Raw genomic sequence first — 24,595 nt, 5'->3', positions numbered from 1 at the left:
TCAGAATTCGACGCCCGGCTGGCCCTTGATGCCCGAGCGGAAAGGATGCTTGATCAGTTCCATCTCGGTGACGAGATCGGCAATCTCGATCAGCTCTTCCTTGGCGTTGCGACCCGTCAAGACCACATGCGTCATATAGGGCTTTTCATTCTTGAGGAATTCCAGCACCTCGTTGATATCGAGATAGTCGTAGCGAAGCGCGATGTTGATCTCATCGAGCAGGACCATGGAATTCCGCTCGTCGCGGATCAGTTCCTTGGCCTTTTCCCAGGCGGCAGAGGCAGCCGCGACGTCGCGGGCACGATCCTGCGTCTCCCAGGTGAAACCCTCGCCCATCGTATGGAACTGGCAGAGATCGGAGAAGTGCTTCTCGATCAGGTCGCGCTCGCCGGTCCACATGGCGCCCTTGATGAATTGCACGACGGCGCTCGGCTTGCCATGGGCGATGTGACGAAAGATCATGCCGAAAGCGGAAGATGATTTTCCCTTGCCCTTGCCGGTATGGACGATGATCAAGCCCTTCTCATCGGTCTTGGTCGCCATGATCTTGTCGCGCGCAGCCTTCTTCTTGGCCATCTTGTCGGCATGACGCGCGTCGTCGTTCCTCGGTGCTTCCGCGCCGGTTTCGGCCAGTTCGTCACTCATTATAGTCTCCCGGATATGATTGATTTTTGCGCCAGTGGGCCGCCGCGCCAAAGATAGAGCGCGACAAGCGGCTCGTCTTCCGTCCGCATGGCATGGCGAATATTCGAAGGGTGATGGATGATCCCGCCTGACCAGTGCGGCAGGAATGGCTGACCATCCTTGCTCCACAGGGAGCCATCGGTCAGCGGGATGTAGATTTCCTCTGCCGTATGATGATGGTCGGGATAGTGCACACCAGGGCCGAGCAAGAGAAAGCCGCCGGCCATCTCCGCACTTGCGAAATGCCCGCGTGTGCCGAAGAGCTCGACCCAGCCGTATCTCTGCAGGAAGTCGCTGCCGAAATCGGTGATGCTGTAGGTCTGAGCCCAATGAAGCGTATCAGCCGCCTGCAAGAGCCGATGGAATAATGCCCCTTCCGCTCCGTTCCCTGCCCGGTGGATCTCGCGAAGACTGCGGACGACAGGCAGATCATGCGAGGCAAGCGGCCGCTGCTCCATCGACCAGTCGAAACCCTCGATGAAATGCTTCAGCGTCAGGTCGCTGCGCGACAGGAGATAACCATGAAACGCAACCATAAGCTCGTCGACCGCACTCACGCCGCTACCTCTTTGCCATCCTTCAGGCTTTCCAGGTCGAATCTCGCCGAATTGCTTCTCGGCGTCCAGAGCTTGCGGTCGATCGCCTCCAGCAGACGCTCGCGCATATCCTTTAGCGCGGCCGGGTTCTTCTCCGCCATGAAATCGCGCACATGTTGGTCGACAACGAACGCTTGGTATACGGCTTCGAAGTGATGATTGCGGACCGCGCCTGTCGTCGCGGCAAAGGCGAAGAGATAGTCCACCGTTGCGGCAATCTCGAAGGCACCCTTGTAGCCGTGGCGCATGATGCCGTCGATCCACTTGGGATTGACAACGCGGCCACGCACCACTCGACCGATCTCTTCTTCGAGCGAGCGGATCACGGGCTTTTCCGGCCTCGAGTGATCGTTGTGATAGATCGAAGGCCGCGCCCCACCAAGCTGCTCGGCCGCTGCCGCCATGCCGCCCTCGAACTGATAATAATCGTCGCTGTCGAGCAGGTCGTGTTCGCGATTGTCCTGGTTCTGCACCACCGCCTGGATCGAGCGCAACCGCTCCTCGAAGACGCCGCGCTCCGCTCGGCCTTCCTCGCCGGCCCCATAGGCATAGCTGCCCCAGACGAGGTAGGCCTCGGCCAAATCGGCGCGCCGCTCCCAGCCCTTCTCATCGATGAGCGCCTGAAGGCCGGCACCATAGGCTCCGGGCTTGGAGCCGAAGATGCGATAGCCGGCCCGGCGGCTAGCGGAAGCCGTGTCGAGGCCAGCGGCTTCCAACCGCGCGATCTCGCCACGCATGCGCGCCGCAATGGGATTATCCGCCGCATCTTCATCAAGCATGCCGACGGCACGGATTGCCTTGTCGAACAGGGCGATCTGCTCGGGAAAAGCGTCACGGAAGAAGCCGGAGATTCGCAGCGTGACATCGACACGAGGCCGCCGCAGCATGGCAGGCGGAATGATCTCGTAGCCAGTGACACGACGCGAGGTCATATCCCATACGGGCTTGACGCCGATCAGCGCGAGCGCCTGTGCAACATCATCGCCGCCAGTGCGCATGTTCGAGGTTCCCCAGGCCGTCAGGCCGAAGGAGACCGGCCATTCGCCATGGTCCTGAACATAGCGGCGGATGAGTAGCTCAGCCGATTTGCTGCCGAGCTCGTAGGCAGCCGGCGTCGGCACGGCGCGGCTATCGACCGAATAGAAATTCCGCCCCGTCGGCAGAACATCCGGCCGTCCACGCGTCGGCGCGCCGGAAGGTCCGGGCGGAACAAAACGGCCGTCGAGGCCTTTGAGCAGAGCGGAGATTTCCGCATCGCCGCAGGCGAGGATGGACGGCTGGAGCTTGGAGGCAATCTCGTTGAGAACCATGCGGGTGTTTGGCCAATCTTCAGGGCAAACTGCTTCGCCATCCACGAGTTTTGCGGCCAGAAGTTCGATGCGCTCGACGGTATCGCCCTGAGTGCGCCAGGGGGCGTCTGAGATGTCTTGAAGGATTGGGGCGCGCGGGCCGGTCCAATCGGCGGCCATGTCGCAGTCCAGCGGGTCGAATGGTTTGCGTGGCGAGATACCCCCCTCTGTCAGCTTCGCTGACATCTCCCCCATAAAAGTATCCCACGCAATCGCCCGCTGCAGGCTCTGATCACCACCCTCGCCAAGCCCACGCGGCACCCGTGCCAGCGCCACCGTCAAATCCGTCAGCAACCGTCCGAACGGCGAAACGCCGAAAATGTGCAGGCCATCGCGGATCTGCATTTCCTTGAGATCGCAGAGATAGGCGTCGAGCTTGCGCAATGCCTCGTCTTCGCCCTCACCCTTGGCGATGCCTGCATCCTGATCGAGGCCGATATCGGCAACGAGATCGAGGATCTGCTTGCGCAGGAGACGGATACGGCGGGGATCGCCGCCCGAAGCCTCGTAGTACTCGTCAACCAGCGCCTCCAAATCCTTCAACGGACCATAGCTTTCGGCGCGTGTCAGCGGCGGTGTCAGATGGTCGATGATGACGGCACTGGTGCGACGCTTGGCCTGCGTACCCTCGCCGGGATCGTTGACGATGAAGGGATAGAGGTTCGGCAGCGGTCCGAGGATCGCTTCCGGATAGCAGCTTTCCGAAAGCGCCAGCGCCTTGCCCGGCAGCCATTCGAGATTGCCGTGCTTGCCCACGTGGATGACCGCATGGGCATCGAAGGAGCGGCGCAGGAAGGCATAGAAGGCCAGATAGCCGTGCGGCGGGACGAGATCGGGAGAATGATAGCTCTCCTTCGGATCGATATTGTATCCGCGCGCCGGCTGGATGCCGACAAGCACCTCGCCGAAGCGGGCAAACGGCAGGGCAAAGCCGCCATCGAGCGCGTAAGGGTCCGCCTCCGGCTCACCCCAGCGCGCAGTCATCTCATCCTGAATCTGCTTGGGAAGCGACGCAAAGAAATCCCTGTAGTGGCTAAAGGAAAGCGTCTCGCGAACAACGCGGCCATCATGCCCCGAATTTGTCGGGCCTTCCGCCAGATGCCGCATCAACGCATCGCCATCGGCGGGCACATCGGCAACACCATAGCCTGCCGTTCGCATCGCCTTTAGCACCTCGATCGTGCCGGCCGGCGTATCAAGCCCGACGCCGTTACCAAGGCGCCCATCGCGATTGGGATAATTCGCCATAACCAGCGCGACGCGGCGATCGCTGGGCGATGCGTTGCGCAGCCGCGCCCAATTGGCGGCGAGCCGTGCCGTATAGCGCACACGATCCTCAAGCGGTTCGCTGGCGACGATATTGGCCTCGACCCTTTCGTCATAGCGGGCGGCCGCCTTAAAGGACACGGCGCGGGCAAGAACGCGCCCATCGACCTCGGGCAACGCCACGTTCATACCGAGATCGCGGGCAGAAAGCCCTTGAGATGACGCCTCCCAGGCTTCTTTCGAAGAAGCCGAGAAGATGGCCTGCAGAACGACGGCCTCGCCCGTCTCCAGCACCGTCGCCTGACGATCCGCGCCCGGCGCCGAAACGGCAAAGCCCGTGGCGTTGATGACCACGACCGGCTTCAATTCGGTAAAGACACTCTCGAGAATGCCGACGGACACGGCATCCTTGAGACTATAGGCAAAGACCGGAAGGGGCCGCATGCCCTCAGCGACAAGCGCCTGCATCATGGCTTCGACAGGCTTTGTCTCACCGCTCTGGACCAGTGCGCGATAGAAGGAAATCGCTATCGTCGGGGGTTCGAGTCCCTCCGGGACCGCCACCTCCGAAACGGAAACCCTCCTCCATTCCTCAACGCCGATCACACCTTTGCCCGGCCACCAAATGCCGGCCTTCATCAGCGGCACGGCAGGCATGGGCTTCTCGGCGCCTGATAGCATCGCCTCGGCGTAAGCGAGAAATGCCTTGGAATTCGCTTCGCCGCCCTCGATCAGATAAGACCAGAGCGCATTGAGATCATCGAGCGCAACGTTGGAAAAAGGCGTCAGCCCCGGATCGGGCTTCGAATCCCCCGGCAGCACCGCAATCAAGGCACCCTGACGCGCCGCACAGGCATGCAGCGCCTCCAACGCGTAATGGAAGTAGCTTGCGCCTCCCAGCGCCCGCACGATGATCAGCTTCGCATGCCGGGCCGTCCTGTCGACATAGGTATCGACGGACATCGGATGCTTGAGGCTCATCAGACTTGCAAGCCGAAGGGAGCGACCACCCTCGCCGTGCGCTGCGGCAATCGCCGCAAGCTCGGTGTCGGCGGCCGACAGAAAGAGGATATCGCCGGGCGATTGCCCGAGGTCGATCGCCTCCTCACCGTCGCTGATCGTTCCCTTTTGAGCTAGGAGAAGGTGCATGGACTGACCTTAGACCAGCGCCTCGATCGCCTTGCGAACGATCGCCTCGTCCATCTCGTGCAGACCGATGACCACAAGCCGGGTTGCACGGGCTTCGCCCGGTGTCCAGGCGCGATCGAAGTAGGTATCGATACGGCTACCGACGGCCTGCAGCTGCAGGCGCATGGGCTTGCCGGGGACATCGACGAAGCCCTTGAGGCGCAGCACGTCATGCTCGGCGATCACGCCCCTCAGCGCATCGACAAAGGCGGCCGGGTCGGCAATGGGGCCGAGTTCGACGACGAAGCTATCGAATTCGTCGTGGTCGTGCGGCGTGCCATCCTCATGCTCCAGCTCGTGATGCGATTTGCGGTTGACGATATCGTCTTCCGTGCCGATGCCGAGGCCGAGCAATACGGCCGCCGGCACGTCGCCGTTCTTCGCTTCGATGATCGTCGGCTTGCGGGCGGTGCGCGAGGCGACCTCAGCACGGACGCGGCCGAGACCTTCACCGTCGATCAGATCGGTCTTGTTGAGCACGATGAGGTCGGCGCAGGTCAGCTGATCTTCGAACAGTTCTTCGATCGGGCTTTCGTGATCGAGCGAGTCATCCTCGATGCGGCGGGCTTCGACTGCGTCATGATCGTCGGCAAAGCGGCCAGCGGCAACGGCAGCGCTATCGACCACGGTGATCACGCCATCGACGGTAACGTGCGTACGGATATCAGGCCAGTTGAAGGCGGCGACCAGCGGCTGCGGCAGCGCAAGGCCCGAGGTCTCGATGACGATGTGGTCCGGGCGCGCATCGCGCTCCAGAAGTTTCGTCATGGTCGGGATGAAATCGTCGGCGACGGTGCAGCAGATACAGCCGTTGGTCAGTTCGATGATATCGTCTTCGGTGCAGTTCTCTGCGCCACAGCCCTTCAGCACGTCGCCATCGACGCCGAGATCTCCGAATTCATTGATGATCAAGGCAATCTTCTTGCCGCCGGCATTCTGCAGGAGGTTGCGGATCATCGTCGTCTTGCCGGCTCCAAGAAAGCCGGTGATGACGGTGGCGGGAATCTTTTCCTGATTCATATGGATTAACCCTTCATTTTCAGCGGCAAACCCGCTGCGATAAAATAGACTTCGGCACTTTCCGCCGCGACCATCTGGTGCAGACGGCCGGCATGATCACGAAACGCGCGCGCCATGCGATTTTCCGGCACGATTCCAAGACCCACCTCGTTGGAGACGAGAACAAGCCGCGATCGCGCCTTGGGCAGGAATTCCGTGAGAGCGGCAAACTCCGCCGCCATATCCCGCTCGGCCATCATCAGATTGGTAACCCAGAGCGTCAGACAATCCACGAGTATTGCGCGCCCTTCAGCGTCGACGGCGGCAAGCTGCGCCACCAGATCGAGCGGCTCCTCATGTGTCCGCCACAGGTCGCCGCGATCGGCACGATGCTGCGCGATGCGCTCGCGCATCTCATCGTCCCACGCCCGGCCTGTCGCCACGTAGTGACGTTCAAGCCTGGTGTCCACAATCAGGGATTCGGCGAATCTGGATTTGCCTGAGCGCGCCCCACCAAGAACGAAAACAGCCTGAGAAGTCGAAGAGGACATGTGCTATTTCCGCTCGCGCACAACGAGGCGTGTCGGCAGCACGTGGCTGAAACCGGAAAAATGGCGTCTACACGCCGAAAACTCGTCTTGCGCCATGACAACCTCCGTGCTGGCAGCGGAACTCGCGTTCCCGAAACAGGCTTTTCGCCCGGCACGCCTGGCAGGTCTCCTGGCTCGCGGATAAGGCGCCGCGACGGGGGCGGACCGAAACCGGTCGCCCCCGATCGTGCGCCAGCGGGTCTTTCTCGCCTTCCCGGCAATCCCATCATGAAAAGGCGGACGATTCGTAGAATGAGAGGCGTCCAACCCCGGTTGATCATGATGCCACGCCAGTGGCTTTTCCGGCTTACGCCTACCCCGCCTCGTTCGCCCCATGCGAATCATCGACGAAATAGGCTTCAAACCGAACGAAAGACCCTGACCGCTCTACAGTCGCGGGGTCGGCTGTGATGAGAACGCCCGGATTGGGTCCGTCCCTTCACATTCCCTTTTCATCCCATGCGGCAGATCGCCGCTTAGGAACCAATCGTTATGGCGATCATGATTAGGCTCTCGCCCAGTTCGAGTCAATCAAGGGCGTCATTGCGACATTCTCCGCTTCACGCGCGAACTCGTAGCAAATTCCCCAGAGAGCAGCAGTCTTTTTGCCGCATTTCTTTGATGTTAGGAGTTTATAGAGGTTAAGCCCCCACATTCGAGTAGAATATATCGTCCGCTCCCCATGCTACAGAAATTTCAACCTCGCCGTCTTGGCGTCTTCTCGGTCCTATTCGATCTCGGTCGTTTCAGGGCATTGCTGCGCCGTGGCGAACTGGGGCTTGTTTTTGCCGGCGCATTGGCAGGTGTGACCTCAGGCTGTGCCGTGATTGCGATGAGCTACATCTCGCGCAAGCTGCATAGCCTCATTTACGGCATAACGGACTACGAGCGCCTCAGCTCGGCAGCCGTCGCAATTCCCGACAAGTCGGTACTGCTGATTGCGCCGATCGCCGGCGGCATCATTCTCGGGATTCTTCTCTACATATTGTCGCGCACGCGCAAAAAGCCCATGGTCGACCCGATCGAGGCCAATGCGCTGCATGGCGGCCGCATGTCGCTCACCGACAGTATCATCGTCGCCGTGCAGAACCTGATCTCCAACGGGTTCGGCGCCTCCGTCGGGCTTGAGGCTGGTTATACGCAGCTTGCCGCCGGCATCGCTTCGAAGTTCGGTTACAAGATGCAGATGCGCCGTGCGGATCTGCGCATGCTCGTCGGCTGCGGCGCGGCGGGCGCCATTGCTGCCGCATTCAATGCACCGCTGACCGGCGCCTTCTACGCCTTCGAGCTGATCATCGGCAGCTATTCCATTCTGACACTGACGCCGGTCGTCGTTTCGGCGCTGATCTCCACGATGATCGCCCGGCTGCTCGCCGGAGACGATTTCGCCATCGATATCGATCATTTCGGTGCGATCGTCCCGGCAGACTACCTTCCGGCCGTCCTGCTCGGCGCCTTCTGCGCCGGTATCGGCATACTTATCATGCAGGGCGTCGCCTGGGTCGAGGAACTGGCGCGCAAGAGCGCCATCGCGATGCCCTTCCGGCCGGCCCTCGGCGGGCTGGTCGTCGGTCTGCTGGCGTTGATCTCGCCTCAGGTCCTGTCGGCCGGCCATGGCGCATTGCATCTCAATCTGTCCACGGACGTAACGCTGGGCGCGCTCGTCGGGCTTTTCCTCCTCAAGTCGCTCGCGTCAGCCGTATCGATCGGCTCCGGCTTCAGAGGCGGCCTGTTCTTCGCCTCCTTGTTCATGGGCGCGTTGCTCGGCAAGATCTTCGCCTATTGTGCGCCCTATCTCGATCACGCGACCCTGACGCCTGCCGTCTACGCGGTGGTCGGCATGAGTTCGCTGGCTGTCGCCATCATCGGCGGCCCGCTAACCATGACGTTCCTGGCCTTGGAAATTACCGGCGACTTCCCGATTACCGCGCTGGTGCTGGCGGCAGTCATCACGTCGTCGCTCGTGGTGCGCACCACCTTCGGCTACTCCTTCGCGACGTGGCGCTTCCATCTGCGCGGCGAAAGCATCCGCAGCGCGCACGATGTCGGCTGGATCCGCAACCTCACCGTTGCCCGCATGATGCGCCCCGATGTTCACACCGGCAGCATCGACATGAGCATCGAGGAATTCCGCAAGAACTTCCCGATCGGCTCGGCCCAGCGCGTCATCCTGATCGACAAGAACGAGAAATATTCCGGAATGGTTCTCGTGCCGGACGTTTATGCCAGCCCGATCGAAAAGGACGACGAAGAACACGGCCTTGCCGATTTCATCCGTCTTCGCAACGAGTTCCTGCAGCCGCAGATGAATGCCAAACAGGCCGCCGCGATGTTCGACCAGACCAAGAGCGAAGCGCTGGTAGTCGTCAACGACCTGATCGAGCGCAAGGTCATCGGCCTGCTGACGGAAAGCTATACGCTGCGGCGCTACAGCGAAGAACTCGATCGCCGTCGCCGCGAAGTTTCGGGCGAACTCTAGAACAGGCCACCGACACCGGTCTTAGTGAACGAGGCTGTCCAGCCAGGCGGGGTCAAGTACTTTTTCAAGCTCCCGGGCAATATCGTCCAGCGCCGCATCGACGCTGGCCCGATAGTCCATGCGTTCGCCGGCGAGACCAAAGCTTGCCAGCAGCTTTGCCCGATAGGCGTCGCTGCCGAACAGGCCGTGCAGATAGGTGCCCATCACGCGACCATCCGGCGATATGGCGCCATCGGGTCGCCCATCGATGACGGCCGACGGCCGCTCGCAGTCGCTCCCTGTCGTCACGCCGAGATGAATTTCATAGCCGGAGAGCGGAACATCGTACTCTTTGGAAACGGCAAGGCTGTTGCGCACCGTCTTTTCCGGCGCCATTTCCGTCTCGATATCAAGCAAGCCCAATCCAGGCGTTTCGGTAACCGTCCCCTCGATGCCGAGCGGATCATAGACCATCCGTCCAAGCATCTGATAGCCGCCGCAAATGCCAATAACGCGGCCGCCACGGCGCATATGCGCGGCAATATCGCGATCCCAGCCCTGTTCACGCAGGTCCAGCAGGTCGCCGATCGTAGACTTCGAGCCCGGCAGTACCACGAGTGCCGCATCGGCAGGCAAACGCTCGCCGGGGCGCACAAAGACGAGATCGACATCGGGCTCGGCCCGCAGCGGATCGAGATCGTCGAAATTGGCAATGCGCGACAGCACGGGCACAGCAACCTTCAGCGCACCCGCTGAACCGCGTGCGAGCCGTTCCAGCACGACGGAATCCTCGGCAGGCAGGCGCGATGCCGCCTTGAGCCACGGCACGACGCCATGGCATTGCCAGCCCGTGAAGCCGCCGATCGCCTCGATGCCCTCTGCGAACAAGGATACATCGCCGCGAAACTTGTTGATGAGGTAGCCGCGGATCATGCGCCGGTCCTCTTCCGGCAGGATATGGTAGGTGCCGACCAGCGACGCGATGACGCCGCCGCGATCGATATCGCCGACCAGAACCACGGGCACGTTGGCGCGCGTCGCAAAACCCATATTGGCGATGTCGCCCCGCCGCAGATTGATTTCGGCCGGCGAACCCGCCCCTTCGACGATGACCAGATCGGTTCCCGCCCGCATGGTGGCAAAGCTCTCGAGCACGGCCCCAAGCAGCTGCGGCTTCAGCGCCTGATAATCCCTGCCCTTGGCATGCCCCCAGACCTTGCCCTGCACGATAATCTGGCTGCCGATTTCCGATTGCGGCTTCAGCAGCACCGGGTTCATATGCACGGAAGACGGGACACGCGCAGCAAGCGACTGCAGCCACTGGGCACGGCCGATCTCGCCGCCATCCTCAGCTACGGCTGCATTATTGGACATGTTCTGCGGCTTGAATGGACGGACCCTTACGCCGCGATTGGCAAACAGGCGGCATAGTCCGGCGACCAATACCGTTTTTCCGACATCGGAGCCGGTTCCCTGCAGCATAATCGCCCTTGTCATTCCCCTGCGCTCCAAGATGGCGTGCCCCCTGAAAACCCGGCACTCTGCCTTGATTTCGCCGCGATCTTTAACGGCCAGATGCCATCTGCGCCAGGCAAAAATGCATCAGTCGTCATCATGCTCCATTTGCGACATCGGATGACGATTCCATCCGTTGTTAGTTATCCCGAAGAGGATTATTTCCATCGCGAAAAGATACAACGAAACGGGCCGCTGCGGCTCGGAGGAAACCCCAATGCTCTTCATCTTCAACAGACAGAATTCCATCCAGATCGCCTGGAATGGCAAGCTTCCGACGCACCGTCCGGAAAGCCGCGTACAGCAGCTGGACATACGCTTCGGCACGATCGGCTTTATCCGCACCTACAACGTCGGCTAATACCGGGTCAAGCCGCAGCTCCTCAGCGCGAAAAGCCGCCATGCGCCCGCATCGGCGGCTTTGTATTTTGTCGCTGCGGGAACGAAGCCGGCTGATTGGCCAATATTGGCACAGGCACGAAAGTGCATCGCGATCTCTAAGGTTCGCTCGTCGCGCTTCCGGCCTTTTGATTTCGCCCATGGTGCAAGTCGCAACACCGCTCAAGACACCTGTGCAACTTGCGTTAGAAACGCGAAAACCGCGCGATCCGAAGATCAGCGCGGTTTGCCAAAAACGCCGGCTTCCTTGCACATACGCCGCAAGGTTCGCTTCCCCCGGTACGCAATACCTGATCCGGAGAAGCAGCGGTGTCCCCCGCCACGCATTGATTGATAAACCGACATCGTTACCGGACGGTTATTAAGTGCTTAACCAAGAGTGAATTTGAATTTTTTTTGAAAATTTTCCCATTGTCGTTATGAAATCGCAAACGACGCAAATGGAATAAAAAACGTCTTCCAGGGACGCGATATTTTAGGCTTATTTAATTTCATCCAGGCCGGATGGCTTGCGCGGGGCTCGCATTGCCCATTTTGCAGCCGTGAATAGCAGAAAATAGGCTAATTCATAAGCTTATATCCGCTTCTCCAACAGGCACGATAAGTCCATGTCGTGGCCTGGCTGTTGATTTCTTTCTTTAAATCCTTAGGCTGCCCGTTGTCGATGCAAAGAATGCCCGACCGCGACAGGGTTCCGCGGTCGCAAAAAGACCAAATGCACGACAGCAGCAAAGGGGACCGTGCGGGCGTCGTCAGCGGCGTATGAACGGTTGTGGTTGAACCACCGCTGACAGGGATCGACAGACATCATGCCTGCTTCGCATATCATGCATATGTCGCGCCGATTTCCGCAACCTAACGAAAAATTGGGAGACATCATCAAATGAAGAAGCTTCTCGCTTCCGCCATCTTTGCATTTGGCGCCTATGCTTTGGCTGGCTCGGCGCACGCGGCATCATGCGGCGACGTATCGATCGCCGAGATGAACTGGGCCTCTGCCGGCGTCGCCGCTCAGGTCGATAAGATCATCCTTCAGAACGGCTACGGCTGTAACGTCACGCTGGTCACCGGCGATACGCAACCGACCTTCACTTCCATGAATGAAAAGGGCCAGCCCGACGTCGCGCCCGAGCTTTGGGTCAACGCCGTGCGCACGGCACTCGACAAGGCCGTATCCGAAGGCAGCCTGATCGAGGCTGCGCCGCTCCTCAGCGACGGCGGCGTCGAAGGTTGGTGGATTCCGAAATTCCTTGCCGACGCCCATCCCGATATCAAGACCGTTCAGGACGCGCTGAAGCATCCGGAACTCTTCCCTGCCCCTGAAGATTCCTCCAAGGGCGCGGTCTATAACTGCCCTGCAGGCTGGAACTGCCAGATCTCCACCGCCAACCTCTATAAGGCACTCGGCGCCGACAAGCTTGGCTTTACGCTGGTAGACACCGGCTCCGCTGCAGGACTCGACGGTTCGATCGCCAACGCCTTCGAAAAGAAGAGCGGCTGGCTCGGCTACTACTGGGCACCGACGGCCATCCTCGGCAAGTACGAGATGGTACGTCTGAGCTTCAACGTGCCGCATGACAAGAAGGAATGGGATGCCTGCACTGCGATCCAGGATTGCGCCAATCCGAAGGTAAACTCCTATCCCGTCTCTGACGTCTATACGGTCGTGACCAAGGCTTTTGCATCGAAGGCCGGCATCGCCATGGATTACATGAAGACCCGCAAGTGGGATAACGCCACCGTCGGCAAGGTTCTGGCCTGGATGACCGACAATCAGGGTACCAACGAGGACGGCGCCAAGTACTTCCTGAAGACCTACCCCGACATGTGGACCAAGTGGGTTTCGGCTGACGTCGCAACGAAGGTCAAGGCATCGCTCTGAGCAGCACGAAAGCATAGGCGGCAGGCCTACGCCTGTCGCCTATTTCATATTCGCTGGAGGCAACGACCGACGGACAGACGCGGTCGCAGGTCGCAACGAGCACAGATTGGCGCCGGCAAATGTAGTAGGAATTGAAAAGCAGCCTGCAGAACCGGTCGCAGCGCTGTAATACAGTTCGAACATGAAAGGCCACATGCTCAGACTGGACAGAACCGGATCAAGAAGGGGAAATACATGGCTATTCAATGTACGATCCTGCCGGACGTGCTTTGCAATTTTCCGGCAATAAACGAATCGCTCATACGCGCCGCACGCAAGAATATCGATGATGGATTCAGGGCATCCGTGCGCGCCTACGGCAATCTCATCGACGCCATAGTGCAGCCGCTGCAATGGTTTCTGAATTATTTGGAGTGGCTTTTCACCAACACGCCTTGGTTCATTGTGCTTGTCGTCATGATGCTCGTCGTCTATGCCGCCAGCCGAAACCTCAAGATCGTCGCCGGCACCGCCATTTCCATGATTCTCATCGGAGTGTGCGGCCTTTGGGGCGACACGATGATAACGCTCGCAATGGTGACGGTCTGTACGCTCATCGCCGTCGTCATCGGCCTGCCGATCGGCATATTGATGGCCCGGTCCGACCGGCTGCAGTCGATCGTCAACCCGATCCTCGACATCATGCAGACCATGCCGAGCTTCGTCTATCTCATTCCCGTCGTCATGATCTTCGGCATCGGCAAGGTACCGGGTCTCATCGCCGTCGTCATCTATGCCATCCCGCCGATGATCCGGCTGACCAACCTCGGTATCCGTCTCGTCGACAGAGAAGTGCTTGAGGCTGCGGATGCTTTCGGTTCATCGAACCGACAGAAGCTTTTCAACGTGCAGATTCCGCTCGCGCTGCCCACCATCATGGCCGGCATCAACCAGACTATCATGATGTCGCTCGCCATGGTCGTCGTCGCCTCCATGGTCGGTGTGGGTGGCCTCGGCAGGAATACGCTGGTGGCGATCAATAGCCAGTTCTTCACCGTCGGCTTCCTCAACGGCTTTGCGCTGGTCGCGATCGCCATCATTTTCGACCGCACGAGCCAAGCCTATGGCAGACGGCTCCAGAAGCACTCGGAGGTCATCCATGGCTAGTCACGCGATCCAGATCAAAAACCTCTACAAGATCTTCGGTCGCCATGGGCGCGACTGTGTCGATCTGGTCAAGGGCGGCATGGGCAAGGCGGAACTCAACGAGATACACGGCCACGTGCTCGGTCTGCAGGATATCAGCATCGATATGCCGGCCGGCGCGATCACCGTGGTCATGGGCCTGTCCGGATCCGGCAAGTCGACATTGATCCGCCATATCAACCGGCTGATCGATCCGACCGTTGGCGAAGTCCTCTATGACGGCGTCGACGTCTGCAAGATGAACGAGAATGCCCTGCGTGAATTCCGGCGCCACAAGACGGCGATGGTGTTCCAGAAATTCGCCTTGCTGCCTCACCGCACGGTTCTTGAAAACACCATCTACGGCCTGGACATTCAAGGCGTGGCGCGCAGCGAAAGCGAAAAGAAGGGCCACTACTGGATCGAACGGGTCGGCCTCAAGGGCTTCGAACGGCACTATCCGAACCAGCTTTCCGGCGGCATGCAGCAGCGCGTCGGGCTGGCCCGCGCTTTGACCAACGATGCCGATATCCTGCTGATGGACGAGGCCTATTCCGCGCTCGACCCGTTGATCCGCGTCGACATGCAGACCGTCCTGCTCGATCTGCAAAAGGAGTTGAAAAAGACCGTCGTTTTCATCACCCACGATCTGGACGAGGCGCTACGCCTCGGCGACAAGATCGCGATCCTGCGCGACGGCAAGGTCGTGCAGCAGGGAAGTGGCCAGCAGATCGTGCTGCAGCCGGCCGACGACTACATCACCGCCTTCGTCAAGGAAGTGAACCGCGGTCGCATCATCCAGGCCCAGACCATCATGAAGCCTTTTGCGGGCGAACCCAGCGGTACGCATGTCGCCGGCGACATGACGCTGGAAATCGTCGCCAAGCAGATAACCGAAGCGGGACAGACGGGAGCCACCGTCACCGATGCCGGCGGCAAGCCCATCGGCGCGATCGATCTGCAGAGCATTATCGCTGCCATGGTCACTCCCTCCACGCATCAAGCGGCGCAGATGGTAGCCGCATAGGCAAGCGCAGCTCTATCCGATCACCGAGAGCGCCCTCATCGGGCGCTCTCATTTCTAGCGGCGATCGGTCTTGCGTCGGGACCGTTCGCTCGTTGCGCCTGTCGGCAGATATGTCCATATTGACACCTCATACTTTTGCGCCCGCGTATCCCAAGAGATGTCATGCCGACCCCAGCCAATCCCCTCGCCGCTCTTCTTGCTGAAAAAGGCGTCCTGCTGGCCGACGGCGCAATGGGCACGAGCCTCTTCGCTTTGGGTCTGGAGCCCGGTCAAGCGCCCGAACTCTGGAACGAGCGGCACCCGGAACTGGTCGTAAAGCTGCATCGGGATTTTATCCAGGCCGGCGCCGACATCATTCTCACCAACAGCTTTGGCGGAACGCACCATCGCCTGAAATTGCACCATGCGCAGGAACGCGTGCACGGCATCAACAAGATAGCGGCAGAAATCGCCCGTTCCGTCGCCGATGAAGCCGATCGCACGATTATAGTCGCCGGATCGGTAGGGCCGACGGGCGAACCGCTGATGCCAACAGGCGCATTGGCCTATGAAGACACCGTTTCCGCCTTTGTCGAGCAGATCGAGGGATTGCAGGCTGGCGGCGTCGATATCGTCTGGATCGAGACCATGTCGTCTCCCCACGAAATTCGGGCCGCCGCCGAAGCCGCCGTCAAGGTCGGCCTGCCATATATCTATACCGCTTCATTCCACGTCGGGGGTAGGACCATGGCAGGCCTGCATCCAGAGGACATTCACGGCATAGCGGCAGATATAGGCGAAGGTCCCCTCGCCGTCGGCGCAAATTGCGGCACAGGTCCCGCTGATACACTAGCAAGCCTGCTCTTCATGACCGAGGCCAACCCATCGGCAGCGGTTGCGGTCAAGAGCAATTGCGGCATCCCGGAAGCTCACGACGGCCAGCTTCACTACCCAAGCACGCCACGGCTGATGGCTGACTATGCCAGCCTTGCCCGGGACGCCGGCGCTAGGATCATCGGCGGTTGCTGCGGCACCTCCTGCGATCATCTGGCCGCCATGCGGCAAGCACTGGACGATTATCGGCTTGGCCCTCGCCCGACGCTGGAGGCGATCATCGAACGGATCGGGCCGCTAAGTTCCCCGGGGAAGTAAGCCAAGCACAGCGCGCCAAAGCCCTGCAAACTCTACATATGCCGCCAGTGCCGGCGGAAAATTGCCGCCGGCTCACTGGAACGGCTTCGGCTCTCGTCGAGCCAGAGCACGCTCATTCATGCGGAATGGATCACGCCGGCGAAAACACCGTGGACGTCACATCGACGAGCGCTCTATCGGCTCGAACCAGTTTCCCCACTCGTCGGCATCCACCATCTTGAGTTCGTTGCCGTTGCGAAGCGTCCACGCCCGGATACGGCCGGCATGTTTCCACAGTAGTTCCTTATAGTTCGACACATGTTCGCCGCTGCGCGCGACAAGATGTACCTCGCAAAGAAACTCGGGGTGAAGCACCGTACGGCGCATATCGTCCGTCTCGTGATCGCAGGTGACGAAGATCACCGGATCGCGTTCACGTCCGCCCACGGCCAATATGAACTCCACCAAGCCATCAGCCTGGTCGGCATCGACAAGATAGATGATCGACGAGGCATCGGCTACGTCCGAACGCAACAGCGAGACCGGATATGCCGATGAGGGAATATCATCCCGCTTCGTCGAGCTGTCATAGGCCAAACCGAAGCCCATGTTCGATTGACCGTAACTCGCAGGTCGCTGCCCTTCTATCGGCTGCAGCCACCGCTCCCTTCTCGGTACGATATAAGCGGGAATGCCTTCACCATGGAGATATTCTGCGAAACAAGCATCCGCCGTCTTGCTATCCTGAAAATCGCTCAGCTTCATCTTCACCATGCTGGAATGGAAAGCAGAGGCGTTAGTGCCGACCACATGGACCCGGCGACGACGCATCAAAGCCCGTTCCAATTCGACAACGACCCGTTCGTCATGCGGGTAGTAGCCCCGGCTCGATTGCAGCATAATCGTGCCACGAACACCGACTGCCGCCAGACCGCGCGCTTGCGCCAGCTCGCCAATCATTCGCGCTACGAAATCGTCGGGATAGACGATGTCGTCATCGCAGGTAATGTAGACGGCATCCTCGACCTGCTCCAAGCCCCAGAACTTGCCGGCATCGCCGTAGCGAACGCCGTCCGTATCGATGAAATGCTGGATCTTGGGGTGCTCGGCAATGAAGCGCGGCGCTTGCGCGAAACCGTTCAGGTAGAGGTAGAGACAATCGACTTGGGGCAACAGCGACATCACCGCTGCGCGCAGAGCAATTTCGTTCCCGGCAACGCTCGCCATGCCGGCGACGATACGCTGCGTCGACGGCAGCATGGTCAGATTGCGGGGATCGATCAAATCGACTGCGCGGGTCGGAGCAGCGGCTCCCGAATGGATCGGCTCGAACAGATAGGTCGGAGTATCGTTGTAGAAGCGGATCTTCCGGTAGCCGAGCGGCCGGAGTACGGCTTCGACGGCCCCCAGGATCTCTCGCGTGGCGGCGCTGACAAGTAGCTTGGGCCGAGAGCGGGCGATGATCTCCTGCGCGCCGCGAAGCACGTCGGCTTCTGCCCCGCCGACATCGACCTTGATCAGATGCACTCGATGCTCCAAGAGGAGATCGTCAAGCTTCGCCATCTGGACGGCACCGTGCTCTCCTGGCTGGAAGTGCGCGTCCCCGAGATCGGCGGAGTCCGCGCTCACGATCTCCCCCACACCCGGACCGGCGCCAAGAGCAAGCGGGCTGAGCTCGACAAGCCCGTTGATGCCGTTGAGCTCCACATTGGCCTGCAATGTGGCGAACGTCGCCGGGTTCGGTTCGAAGGCAATGGTGCGGACACCAAGGACGGAGCCGAAGAAGAGCGTATGATTGCCGATATGTGCGCCAACGTCGACGACCAAGGCATCTTCCGGCAATGACGAACCGACATCCTCCAGCATGGCCCGCTCGTAGAAGGCGCTGTTCTGCACGATGATCCTTTGGATGTGATCGTTAAGGTCAGGAAGGTGGAACCGGACTGGATTCCGGTAACTGTTCACTTCACAGGCGATCGTGGCTTGCAGCGTCATCGCAGTTCTTTCCAACATGCAAAGGTTTAGGGGCAAGGACTTATCGGGCATATATCGGCGGGTCGAAATGCCGTCAGCGACCGCCGACGACCAACAATCCACTGCCACCGATGGCATCAAGGCTGAACTTCAATCCCGCACTGACGCTGGCCCATCGCTCGGCCACCAGCGCCTCGGTTGCGCGGTCCTGCGCGAACAGGCAGAGGCTGAAACCCATAGGCGACAGATTATTCGCCAGCGCTGGCAAAGCCAGAAACGCACTCTCTGCCGGATAGGGTGTATTCTGCAGATCCACTACGACCAGATCGAACTTGATACCCTCTGCGATCTGGCGCGTATCGGGAAAAGTCGACGTAATTTCTTCGAAGCCCACCTGAGCGACTTCGGTCTCGATGATGGAAATGCCCTCCGTCAGGCCACTCGCGGTGAAACGCCCTTCCAGATCAACGACGTCTTCCGGCGTCATGCACAGGCAGTTCAGACCGGCGTCGCGACCGGATAGCAACGATGCCAGCGCTAATGCGGAGCGCGGTGCTCCAATATGCAGAACATTCGGCCGCTCGCTTCTTCCGAATGCCGCGCGACGAAGCGCCCATATCTGGATCGGCGTCAGCAGATTGCGACCGGCAACGCATTGAGCATCGAGCAGGCTCGGATAGTCGGCGGCAAGAATTCCGCCTGCCACCGCCTGCCAGGCGTCCGCGCCACCGCCCACCGCAACGGTAGAACCGGCGTCAGCTGTGCCACCATCGGCGAAAGCGGGTGCAACGACACGCCGCTGTATTGCCGATTTCAGCGGTCGCGTCAGCGGCAACGGCGGCTTGGTGAAAGCATGCTGTGCCGAACGCTGCTGCGCAGTGGAATTCAGGCCGCGCGAATGCGGGTCAAGATTGTGATGCGAGTAAGGATTGGTCGCGGTGTAGCAATGCGCGTTGACCGGCATGAATTCGTAGTGCCGCGTCTGATCGAGGATGGGCAATGCAAGAGCAATATCGCAGGCGGCCATGAACCACTGCCCGGCATCGTCCTTGAAATAGTCTTCGGGAATATTGGCGAGCAGGGACGCGCGAAAACTGAAGAGATGGCTGGTTTTCCAGCCTTGCCGACGCGGCGACAGATTGGGATCGAGCGGACCATTGCCGCCAAGGCCCCCGCCATCGGTGATGAAGTTCGTCCAGACGACGTCCTTGCCGTTCGCATAGCTGTACGACATCTGCTCGAGAATGTCGGCGATGATCAGCTGGTCGTCGCCGTCGAGAATGGCGACGAACTCGGCCATGTCAGCGCGGGGCCTCAAGTGCTCCCAAACGTTGCGCGATTTTCCGAGCTGCACATCGTTGCGGATGAAGGTGTGCCGGTTTGGAAAAAGATCGTCCAGAAGGCCTGCGGCGATTATGCCCGTATCGTCCTTGGAGCAATCATCGACAAAAAGGACATGCAGCTCGTCGAGCGTCTGCCTCGAAAGACTAGCGAGGGATTGCCGGACATACATTTCGCAATCACGCGCCGTCATGAAGATCAGCGCCTTCACCTCGTTTGCAGTATTTGTCATCAACGTTTCGAAGCCTCAATCCGACAATGTGCAGCCAGAGGATATGACATCCCCATTTATCTCGATTAGCTGATGTGGCTGGCTCCAACCTTGCGCGCCGCCGGGCTCAGCCCGGCAGCATTTCCGTCACGGCGATGATGGGGCCAAGCGGAAATAGTCCATCGCGCCGCTGCCATTCGGGAATATCGAGGCTGGAAATGCTTCCGTCGAGAAACAGCGCATTCGCGCAACCGAGGTCGTCGCGGAAGAGCGTCGCGAAATGGTGGAAACGCACCGGGCCGTCGGAGATTGCGAAGACCACCTTGCCGTCTTTCATGACACCGACCCCGTTTCGTGTCTTGAGACTGGTGCTGTCGGCAAGGAAGGACGGGTGTAGCTGGCCGCCGATGACGAGCATGGGACCGGATTGAGTGGCATAGAACGGTTTGATGCCGGAGGCAGCGAAAGCCTTGCTTTCCATAATGCCTGCCCGCCCTGGCAGCAGATAGAAGATCCCGTTCGGCAGCAGGTGGAAATTGCCCCACCCCTTGTTGGTATTGATCGCCTTCAACTCGCGCCCGTTCTCGATAAAAAGGCCGACGGACGACTGGTCGTCGAGATACATACCGCCATTCATGGCGAAGCGCACATAGATGCGATCCTGGCGCAGGTCGTTCTCCAGCGCCCGGAAGGAACCATAGGGCCTGCCGCTGCGATCGTTCTGAAACAGCTGGATATCGTCCACCGCCGGATCGAAGATGCATACCGTGTAGCCCTCGCCGAGATGCTGGACCTTACGGCACGGCTCGCCCGCCGCCGCGCCGCCGGCGCAGACAAGAACGGCAAGGATCATCATCAGTCGAATCAAGCACATGTCCCCGCGAACATAGCATGCGCGAGTGAGCGCGGTGCAATCATGCGCGAGGAGGTGTTGTCTCCCGTGAGATCGGTCGCCGCCGCCTCACTCGATGGTGTCTTACCGCAACATCTCGGCGCCGCCCCTGTAAAAATCCCGGCAACTTTGAAAGTACTCGTTGTAGCGCTGCACTTGCAGCTACGCTGGACCTATGCAGAGCAAACCCGACGACGTCTGATCTCTGGCACCTCCGCACAATTGCGAATATGGTGCTGCGCGCCGTCGCTTTTCGGCCCGGGCAGCGTCGTGCCAAGCGCAGCCCGCTGATCGGCAGCGGTGCATTGTTGGATAAAGGGAAGGGCCGACCTTCTCAAACGGTGGCTCAAGCCGGAGATATCGACGATGGCCGACGCCATGCAAAAATCGAATGCGGCGACACCCATTGTGAAGACTGACGCCAGCAATCGTGCATCAGGCATGTCTTCGCCAAGTCCCGACAACCGGCGCAAATACGCGGTTCGTCTTTGGGTCGTGCGTCACTCCCGTTTCTTCGAATGGTTCTACGAGCATTTTGCCAACGCCTTTCTGCTGCTCCATCCGCTTTGGGCGCTGATCGGCTATCAACGCGCGGAGCGGCCGGTTGCCTTCGTCGAACGCCATGTGAAAAGCTTCCTGTTCGACTGTCGCATGTGCGGCCAATGTGTGCTGTCGTCCACCGGCATGTCCTGCCCGATGAACTGTCCCAAGCAGCTGCGCAACGGCCCCTGTGGCGGCGTGCGCGCTAACGGCAATTGCGAAGTCGAACCTGAGATGCCCTGCGTCTGGGTGCAGGCTTGGAAGGGTGCCAGCAACATGCTCCACGGCGATGCCATCCTGAAGGTGCAGGCACCCGTCAACCAGTCGCTACGCGGTACCTCTTCATGGCTGCGCGTTACCGCGAAAGCAGCGGCTGCGCGCAAGGCCGTAAAAGAGAAAGCCTGACCAATGGCGCAGATCGACGAAAATCCCTTGGGCGCCGGTCTGCCGCTGGATCCCCTGCCCGGCCACTCCTCGCTCGGTCGACTGGAGCGGGTTTTGCGCCGTGGCGAGTTCGCGGTCACCGCTGAGCTTAATCCGCCTGACAGCGCCAATCCGGAAGATGTCTATGAGCGCGCCGCGATCTTTTCCGGCTGGGTCGACGGCATCAATGCTGTCGATGCGTCCGGCGCCAACTGCCATATGTCCTCCGTCGGCATTTGCGCGCTGCTGACCCGCATGGGCTATGCGCCCATCATGCAGATCTCCTGCCGCGACAGGAATCGGATCGCCATACAGGGCGATGTGCTCGGCGCGGCGGCCATGGGCGTATGCAATATCCTGTGCCTGACCGGCGACGGCGTGCAGGTCGGCGACCAACCGGGAGCCAAGCCGGTTTTCGATCTCGACAGTATGTCGCTGCTCGAAGCCGTGCGCACGATGCGCGACGAGGCGAAATTCCTGTCCGGCCGCAAGTTGACGTCACCGCCGAAAGTCTTTCTCGGTGCCGCCATCAATCCGTTCGCCCCGCCTTACGACTTCCGCCCGCATAGGTTGGCGAAGAAGATCGAGGCCGGCGCGCAATTCGTGCAAAGCCAATATTGTTACGACGTGCCGATGTTGCGGGATTACATGAAGAAGGTGCGCGACCTTGGCCTTCACGAGAAGTGCTTCATCCTGGTGGGCGTCGGTCCATTGGCATCGGCCAGGACCGCCCGCTGGATGCGGACGAACGTGCCCGGCGTGCATATCCCTGACGATGTCATCCGAAGGATCGAGGGAGCTTCCGACCAAAAGAAGGAAGGCAAACAGCTCTGCATCGACATCATCAATGAGGTGAAGGAGATCGAAGGCGTATCCGGCATTCATGTCATGGCCTACCGGCAGGAAGAATATGTCGCAGAAATAGTGCATGATTCAGGCGTGCTTCGGGGCCGCCGGCCATGGAAGCACGAAGCCGGCCGCAGCGACGCGCTTGTCGCGGAACGTCTCGGCCACATCCGTGAGGGTGAGGAGGAAAACCAGCTGGCTATGGTGGAGGCAGCCTCCCACCCCCAGCCTCGCAAGGCAGATCGAGACTGAACCACGGATCGGCAAAGCCGTCCGAACGCGTCAACGAACGGAAATCACTGGCGCGCATGACATATGCCGCTGCCTCAATCGTCCTAGAAGACATAAATGGCTGCGACCGACTCTTGCGGTGTAGCGAAGTGCCCGCCGATTACAATGTCAGGAACTGACCACGCACCAAAACGAAGGAGTAGCGATGTCGCCGAGCCGCCGCCTTTCCAACGACCTGGCCACCCTATGGATTGAAGCACCCATGGTCATTGCGATGCGCATGCAACACATGTGGATGTCTGCCCTGACCGGCAGCGTGAATGCCGCGGAGCTCAACCGAATGGTCATGGAAAAGCTTATCGCAGCGGGAGAAAGTGCAGTCGCCGTCAACATGGCGCTGACTCAGCAGAGCATCTCGACGGTGACAGCCATTGCCAACGGAGCCGCTGTCTCATCGCACCGTGCCGCCGACACCGTCGCCCGGGCAGCGGTCAAGCCTTACAGCAAGCGCGTTCGGGCGAATGTCACTCGTCTCAGCAAACACAAGAACTGATCGGCGAAGCCGGCAGAACCACCGCCACGACAATTTGGCCGGCGACTATCCGCACCTCATGCCGCCATCTTTCGCCCGATCTCGACAAATGCCTGGCGTATGCTGTCGGCCACGGCCTTCATCGGACCCGTCATCTGCGATGCCGTCAGAAGACGAATGTCGAAGGAGGTCAGTTCCGGCAATCCCTCGTTCGGTCCGAGGATTTCCATATCCTCCGTAATGTAGGAGCGCGGAAACGGCGCGACCGCGAGATCCGAGACGATAGCAGCCCGTTGCGCCATGGTATGGGCGCTGAGATAGGATACGCGATAGGGCCGCTTCTGCCGCTCAAGCTGCGCCATTGCCTCCGATCGCCAGATGCAGCCCTCTTCCCAGATGGAGATCGGCAGCGGGTCGCGGCGATAGGCAGTACCGCATTTGGCGCCGGCCCAGACAAGACGCTCGGTATAGATCACTTCGCCTTCCGTCGGGAACGGCCGCGTCGCGCAGTTGATCAGTGCCAGATCGAGCCGTTGCTCTTCGATGCGCTTCTTCAGCTGGATGCTCATATCCACGACGACATCGACCATGATGCCGGGATAGCTTTCCGAGAAGTTTTTCAGAATGGTCGGCAGCAGGCGTTCTCCGATATCGTCAGGTGCACCGAGCCGCACCACGCCGCTCAGTTCCGGCATGATGAAGCGCGATACAGCCTCGTTGGAAAGCGCCAGAATGTTGCGGGCATAAGAAAGTAGCATCTCCCCATGCTGGGTGAGGCTCACCGAGCGGGCGTCGCGCAGGAATAACGTCACGCCGAGTTGCTCTTCCAGCTTCTTGATCTGCATGGAGACGGCGGAGGGCGTGCGAAAGACCGCATCGGCGGCCGTGGAGAAATTGCCGGTTTCGGCGATGGCCACAAAGGTGCGCAGAACTTCATTGTCAAGCAACGGTATGGGCCGGCGGAGCGGAACGGTCATATCGACACCTTCAATTTTTCTGATCTTAACCACCATATCATTTCATTTGTCTGAATGTCAACGAAACACCATATTAGGCTTAGGAAATTGATACAGGCCGCCGCAAAGGAGTAAAGCCATGGCTGACACGGCACTCAGCGAAACGTCTCGCCTTCTGAGCCTTCTGCATGTGCGCAAAGTCCAGCGGATAGCGCAACACACGCTGGATGAGATCGCCGCACGCTTTCCGTCGCATCTGATCGACGACGTCAATGCGCGCGGTCTGCCGCCGGATCGTACGCTCTCCGCGCTGGAACGGAAGCCCGGCAAGCTACCGTCGTTCAAGAATTCTAATGCCAACTATAAGATCTATTCGTTTGATTGATGAATAGCTCGGGTTCATATTACCATTCGATGGCGGA

At 60.0% G+C, this 24,595-nt stretch carries 20 protein-coding genes and 1 riboswitch; of the genes, 10 read left to right on the top strand and 10 right to left on the bottom strand.

Annotation, left to right across the window (positions count from 1 at the left end):
• Genes cobO through cobU form a run of 5 tightly spaced genes read right to left on the bottom strand, consistent with a single transcriptional unit; the run spans position 1 to position 6,633 of the window.
• Positions 1-645 (bottom strand): cob(I)yrinic acid a,c-diamide adenosyltransferase, encoded by a 645-nt coding sequence (gene cobO, locus GGD46_RS11605; RefSeq protein WP_184703923.1) that lies wholly within the window; start codon positions 643-645, stop codon positions 1-3.
• Entirely contained in the window at positions 645-1,241 is a 597-nt protein-coding gene (locus GGD46_RS11600) for a dimethylsulfonioproprionate lyase family protein (RefSeq protein ID WP_184703922.1), read from the bottom strand. Before GGD46_RS11600 ends, cobO begins: the two co-directional genes overlap by 1 nt.
• Complete coding sequence (gene cobN / locus GGD46_RS11595; protein WP_184703921.1) at positions 1,238-5,044, bottom strand: cobaltochelatase subunit CobN; 3,807 nt, start codon at positions 5,042-5,044, stop codon at positions 1,238-1,240. The genes GGD46_RS11600 and cobN overlap by 4 nt, the downstream gene beginning before the upstream one ends.
• A 9-nt stretch (positions 5,045-5,053) precedes the next feature.
• Positions 5,054-6,103 carry a cobalamin biosynthesis protein CobW gene (gene cobW / locus GGD46_RS11590; protein ID WP_184703920.1) on the bottom strand — a complete coding sequence of 350 codons (1,050 nt, stop codon included), beginning with the start codon at positions 6,101-6,103 and terminating at the stop codon, positions 5,054-5,056.
• 5 nt (positions 6,104-6,108) lie between these two features.
• The gene (gene cobU, locus GGD46_RS11585; protein WP_184703919.1) at positions 6,109-6,633 is read right to left on the bottom strand and encodes a bifunctional adenosylcobinamide kinase/adenosylcobinamide-phosphate guanylyltransferase; all 525 of its coding nucleotides are present in this window, start codon (positions 6,631-6,633) and stop codon (positions 6,109-6,111) included.
• Between the two features lie 141 nt (positions 6,634-6,774).
• Positions 6,775-7,175, bottom strand: a riboswitch (cobalamin riboswitch).
• A gap of 179 nt (positions 7,176-7,354) precedes the next feature.
• Here cobU and GGD46_RS11580 point away from each other — a divergent pair.
• On the top strand, positions 7,355-9,151 hold the full coding sequence (locus tag GGD46_RS11580) for a chloride channel protein (protein WP_184703918.1): 1,797 nt from the start codon (positions 7,355-7,357) through the stop codon (positions 9,149-9,151).
• A gap of 21 nt (positions 9,152-9,172) precedes the next feature.
• Here the strand turns inward: GGD46_RS11580 and GGD46_RS11575 are convergent, their stop codons facing one another.
• On the bottom strand, positions 9,173-10,627 hold the full coding sequence (locus tag GGD46_RS11575; protein WP_184703917.1) for a cobyric acid synthase: 1,455 nt from the start codon (positions 10,625-10,627) through the stop codon (positions 9,173-9,175).
• 235 nt (positions 10,628-10,862) lie between these two features.
• Here GGD46_RS11575 and GGD46_RS11570 point away from each other — a divergent pair, with 235 nt between their 5' ends.
• The 5 genes from GGD46_RS11570 (at position 10,863) to bmt (ending at position 16,248) form a co-directional block, all read left to right on the top strand.
• Positions 10,863-11,006: a hypothetical protein gene (locus GGD46_RS11570; protein ID WP_184703916.1), complete on the top strand. Its 144-nt coding sequence runs from the start codon at positions 10,863-10,865 to the stop codon at positions 11,004-11,006.
• Between the two features lie 921 nt (positions 11,007-11,927).
• A complete protein-coding gene (locus GGD46_RS11565) occupies positions 11,928-12,926 on the top strand; it encodes an ABC transporter substrate-binding protein (protein ID WP_184703915.1) in 999 nt (332 codons plus the stop codon).
• 234 nt (positions 12,927-13,160) lie between these two features.
• Positions 13,161-14,072, top strand: coding sequence for an ABC transporter permease (locus GGD46_RS11560; RefSeq protein ID WP_184703914.1), 912 nt, complete (start codon positions 13,161-13,163; stop codon positions 14,070-14,072).
• Positions 14,065-15,117 (top strand): glycine betaine/L-proline ABC transporter ATP-binding protein, encoded by a 1,053-nt coding sequence (locus tag GGD46_RS11555; protein WP_184703913.1) that lies wholly within the window; start codon positions 14,065-14,067, stop codon positions 15,115-15,117. Before GGD46_RS11560 ends, GGD46_RS11555 begins: the two co-directional genes overlap by 8 nt.
• Before the next feature lie 162 nt (positions 15,118-15,279).
• Positions 15,280-16,248 (top strand): betaine--homocysteine S-methyltransferase, encoded by a 969-nt coding sequence (gene bmt / locus GGD46_RS11550; protein ID WP_184703912.1) that lies wholly within the window; start codon positions 15,280-15,282, stop codon positions 16,246-16,248.
• Positions 16,249-16,404: 156 nt separating this feature from the next.
• Here the strand turns inward: bmt and GGD46_RS11545 are convergent, their stop codons facing one another.
• From GGD46_RS11545 to GGD46_RS11535, 3 genes are all read right to left on the bottom strand, one after another.
• Positions 16,405-18,222 (bottom strand): FkbM family methyltransferase, encoded by a 1,818-nt coding sequence (locus tag GGD46_RS11545; protein ID WP_184703911.1) that lies wholly within the window; start codon positions 18,220-18,222, stop codon positions 16,405-16,407.
• A gap of 73 nt (positions 18,223-18,295) precedes the next feature.
• Positions 18,296-19,774, bottom strand: a complete 1,479-nt coding sequence (locus GGD46_RS11540; protein WP_184703910.1) for a glycosyltransferase family 2 protein — start codon at positions 19,772-19,774, stop codon at positions 18,296-18,298.
• Positions 19,775-19,880: 106 nt separating this feature from the next.
• Positions 19,881-20,627 (bottom strand): phosphodiester glycosidase family protein, encoded by a 747-nt coding sequence (locus GGD46_RS11535; RefSeq protein WP_246806275.1) that lies wholly within the window; start codon positions 20,625-20,627, stop codon positions 19,881-19,883.
• Positions 20,628-21,011: 384 nt separating this feature from the next.
• Between GGD46_RS11535 and GGD46_RS11530 the strand changes: the two genes are divergently transcribed.
• From GGD46_RS11530 to GGD46_RS11520, 3 genes are all read left to right on the top strand, one after another.
• Positions 21,012-21,590 carry a methylenetetrahydrofolate reductase C-terminal domain-containing protein gene (locus tag GGD46_RS11530; RefSeq protein ID WP_184703909.1) on the top strand — a complete coding sequence of 193 codons (579 nt, stop codon included), beginning with the start codon at positions 21,012-21,014 and terminating at the stop codon, positions 21,588-21,590.
• A gap of 3 nt (positions 21,591-21,593) precedes the next feature.
• Complete coding sequence (locus GGD46_RS11525; protein WP_184703908.1) at positions 21,594-22,706, top strand: methylenetetrahydrofolate reductase; 1,113 nt, start codon at positions 21,594-21,596, stop codon at positions 22,704-22,706.
• A 184-nt stretch (positions 22,707-22,890) separates the two neighbouring features.
• Positions 22,891-23,238, top strand: coding sequence for a hypothetical protein (locus tag GGD46_RS11520; protein WP_184703907.1), 348 nt, complete (start codon positions 22,891-22,893; stop codon positions 23,236-23,238).
• Between the two features lie 56 nt (positions 23,239-23,294).
• On the opposite strand, the gene GGD46_RS11515 is transcribed toward GGD46_RS11520, so the two are convergent.
• A complete protein-coding gene (locus GGD46_RS11515) occupies positions 23,295-24,194 on the bottom strand; it encodes a LysR family transcriptional regulator (protein ID WP_184703906.1) in 900 nt (299 codons plus the stop codon).
• A gap of 118 nt (positions 24,195-24,312) precedes the next feature.
• On the opposite strand from GGD46_RS11515, the gene GGD46_RS11510 reads away from it, so the two are divergent.
• Positions 24,313-24,558, top strand: a complete 246-nt coding sequence (locus GGD46_RS11510) for a hypothetical protein (RefSeq protein WP_184703905.1) — start codon at positions 24,313-24,315, stop codon at positions 24,556-24,558.
• Positions 24,559-24,595 lie beyond the last annotated feature (37 nt).

It is taken from the genome of Martinezella lusitana (assembly GCF_014207095.1).
GTDB classification, from domain to species: domain Bacteria; phylum Pseudomonadota; class Alphaproteobacteria; order Rhizobiales; family Rhizobiaceae; genus Rhizobium; species Rhizobium lusitanum_B.
Note: the sequence above shows the minus strand (reverse complement) of the source record. Positions and strands in the feature narration are given on the sequence as shown.

What these genes read in the sequence shown, in the direction of transcription:
- GGD46_RS11525 (WP_184703908.1), top strand. Translation starts at nt 21,594, where the DNA reads ATGGCGCAGATCGACGAAAATCCCTTGGGCGCCGGTCTGCCGCTGGAT.
- GGD46_RS11540 (WP_184703910.1), bottom strand. Translation starts at nt 19,774, where the DNA reads ATGACAAATACTGCAAACGAGGTGAAGGCGCTGATCTTCATGACGGCG.
- cobU (WP_184703919.1), bottom strand. Translation starts at nt 6,633, where the DNA reads ATGTCCTCTTCGACTTCTCAGGCTGTTTTCGTTCTTGGTGGGGCGCGC.
- GGD46_RS11535 (WP_246806275.1), bottom strand. Translation starts at nt 20,627, where the DNA reads ATGTGCTTGATTCGACTGATGATGATCCTTGCCGTTCTTGTCTGCGCC.
- bmt (WP_184703912.1), top strand. Translation starts at nt 15,280, where the DNA reads ATGCCGACCCCAGCCAATCCCCTCGCCGCTCTTCTTGCTGAAAAAGGC.
- GGD46_RS11530 (WP_184703909.1), top strand. Translation starts at nt 21,012, where the DNA reads ATGGCCGACGCCATGCAAAAATCGAATGCGGCGACACCCATTGTGAAG.
- GGD46_RS11520 (WP_184703907.1), top strand. Translation starts at nt 22,891, where the DNA reads ATGTCGCCGAGCCGCCGCCTTTCCAACGACCTGGCCACCCTATGGATT.
- GGD46_RS11565 (WP_184703915.1), top strand. Translation starts at nt 11,928, where the DNA reads ATGAAGAAGCTTCTCGCTTCCGCCATCTTTGCATTTGGCGCCTATGCT.
- GGD46_RS11545 (WP_184703911.1), bottom strand. Translation starts at nt 18,222, where the DNA reads ATGACGCTGCAAGCCACGATCGCCTGTGAAGTGAACAGTTACCGGAAT.
- cobW (WP_184703920.1), bottom strand. Translation starts at nt 6,103, where the DNA reads ATGAATCAGGAAAAGATTCCCGCCACCGTCATCACCGGCTTTCTTGGA.
- GGD46_RS11560 (WP_184703914.1), top strand. Translation starts at nt 13,161, where the DNA reads ATGGCTATTCAATGTACGATCCTGCCGGACGTGCTTTGCAATTTTCCG.
- GGD46_RS11575 (WP_184703917.1), bottom strand. Translation starts at nt 10,627, where the DNA reads ATGACAAGGGCGATTATGCTGCAGGGAACCGGCTCCGATGTCGGAAAA.
- GGD46_RS11580 (WP_184703918.1), top strand. Translation starts at nt 7,355, where the DNA reads ATGCTACAGAAATTTCAACCTCGCCGTCTTGGCGTCTTCTCGGTCCTA.
- cobO (WP_184703923.1), bottom strand. Translation starts at nt 645, where the DNA reads ATGAGTGACGAACTGGCCGAAACCGGCGCGGAAGCACCGAGGAACGAC.
- GGD46_RS11515 (WP_184703906.1), bottom strand. Translation starts at nt 24,194, where the DNA reads ATGACCGTTCCGCTCCGCCGGCCCATACCGTTGCTTGACAATGAAGTT.
- GGD46_RS11510 (WP_184703905.1), top strand. Translation starts at nt 24,313, where the DNA reads ATGGCTGACACGGCACTCAGCGAAACGTCTCGCCTTCTGAGCCTTCTG.
- cobN (WP_184703921.1), bottom strand. Translation starts at nt 5,044, where the DNA reads ATGCACCTTCTCCTAGCTCAAAAGGGAACGATCAGCGACGGTGAGGAG.
- GGD46_RS11555 (WP_184703913.1), top strand. Translation starts at nt 14,065, where the DNA reads ATGGCTAGTCACGCGATCCAGATCAAAAACCTCTACAAGATCTTCGGT.
- GGD46_RS11570 (WP_184703916.1), top strand. Translation starts at nt 10,863, where the DNA reads ATGCTCTTCATCTTCAACAGACAGAATTCCATCCAGATCGCCTGGAAT.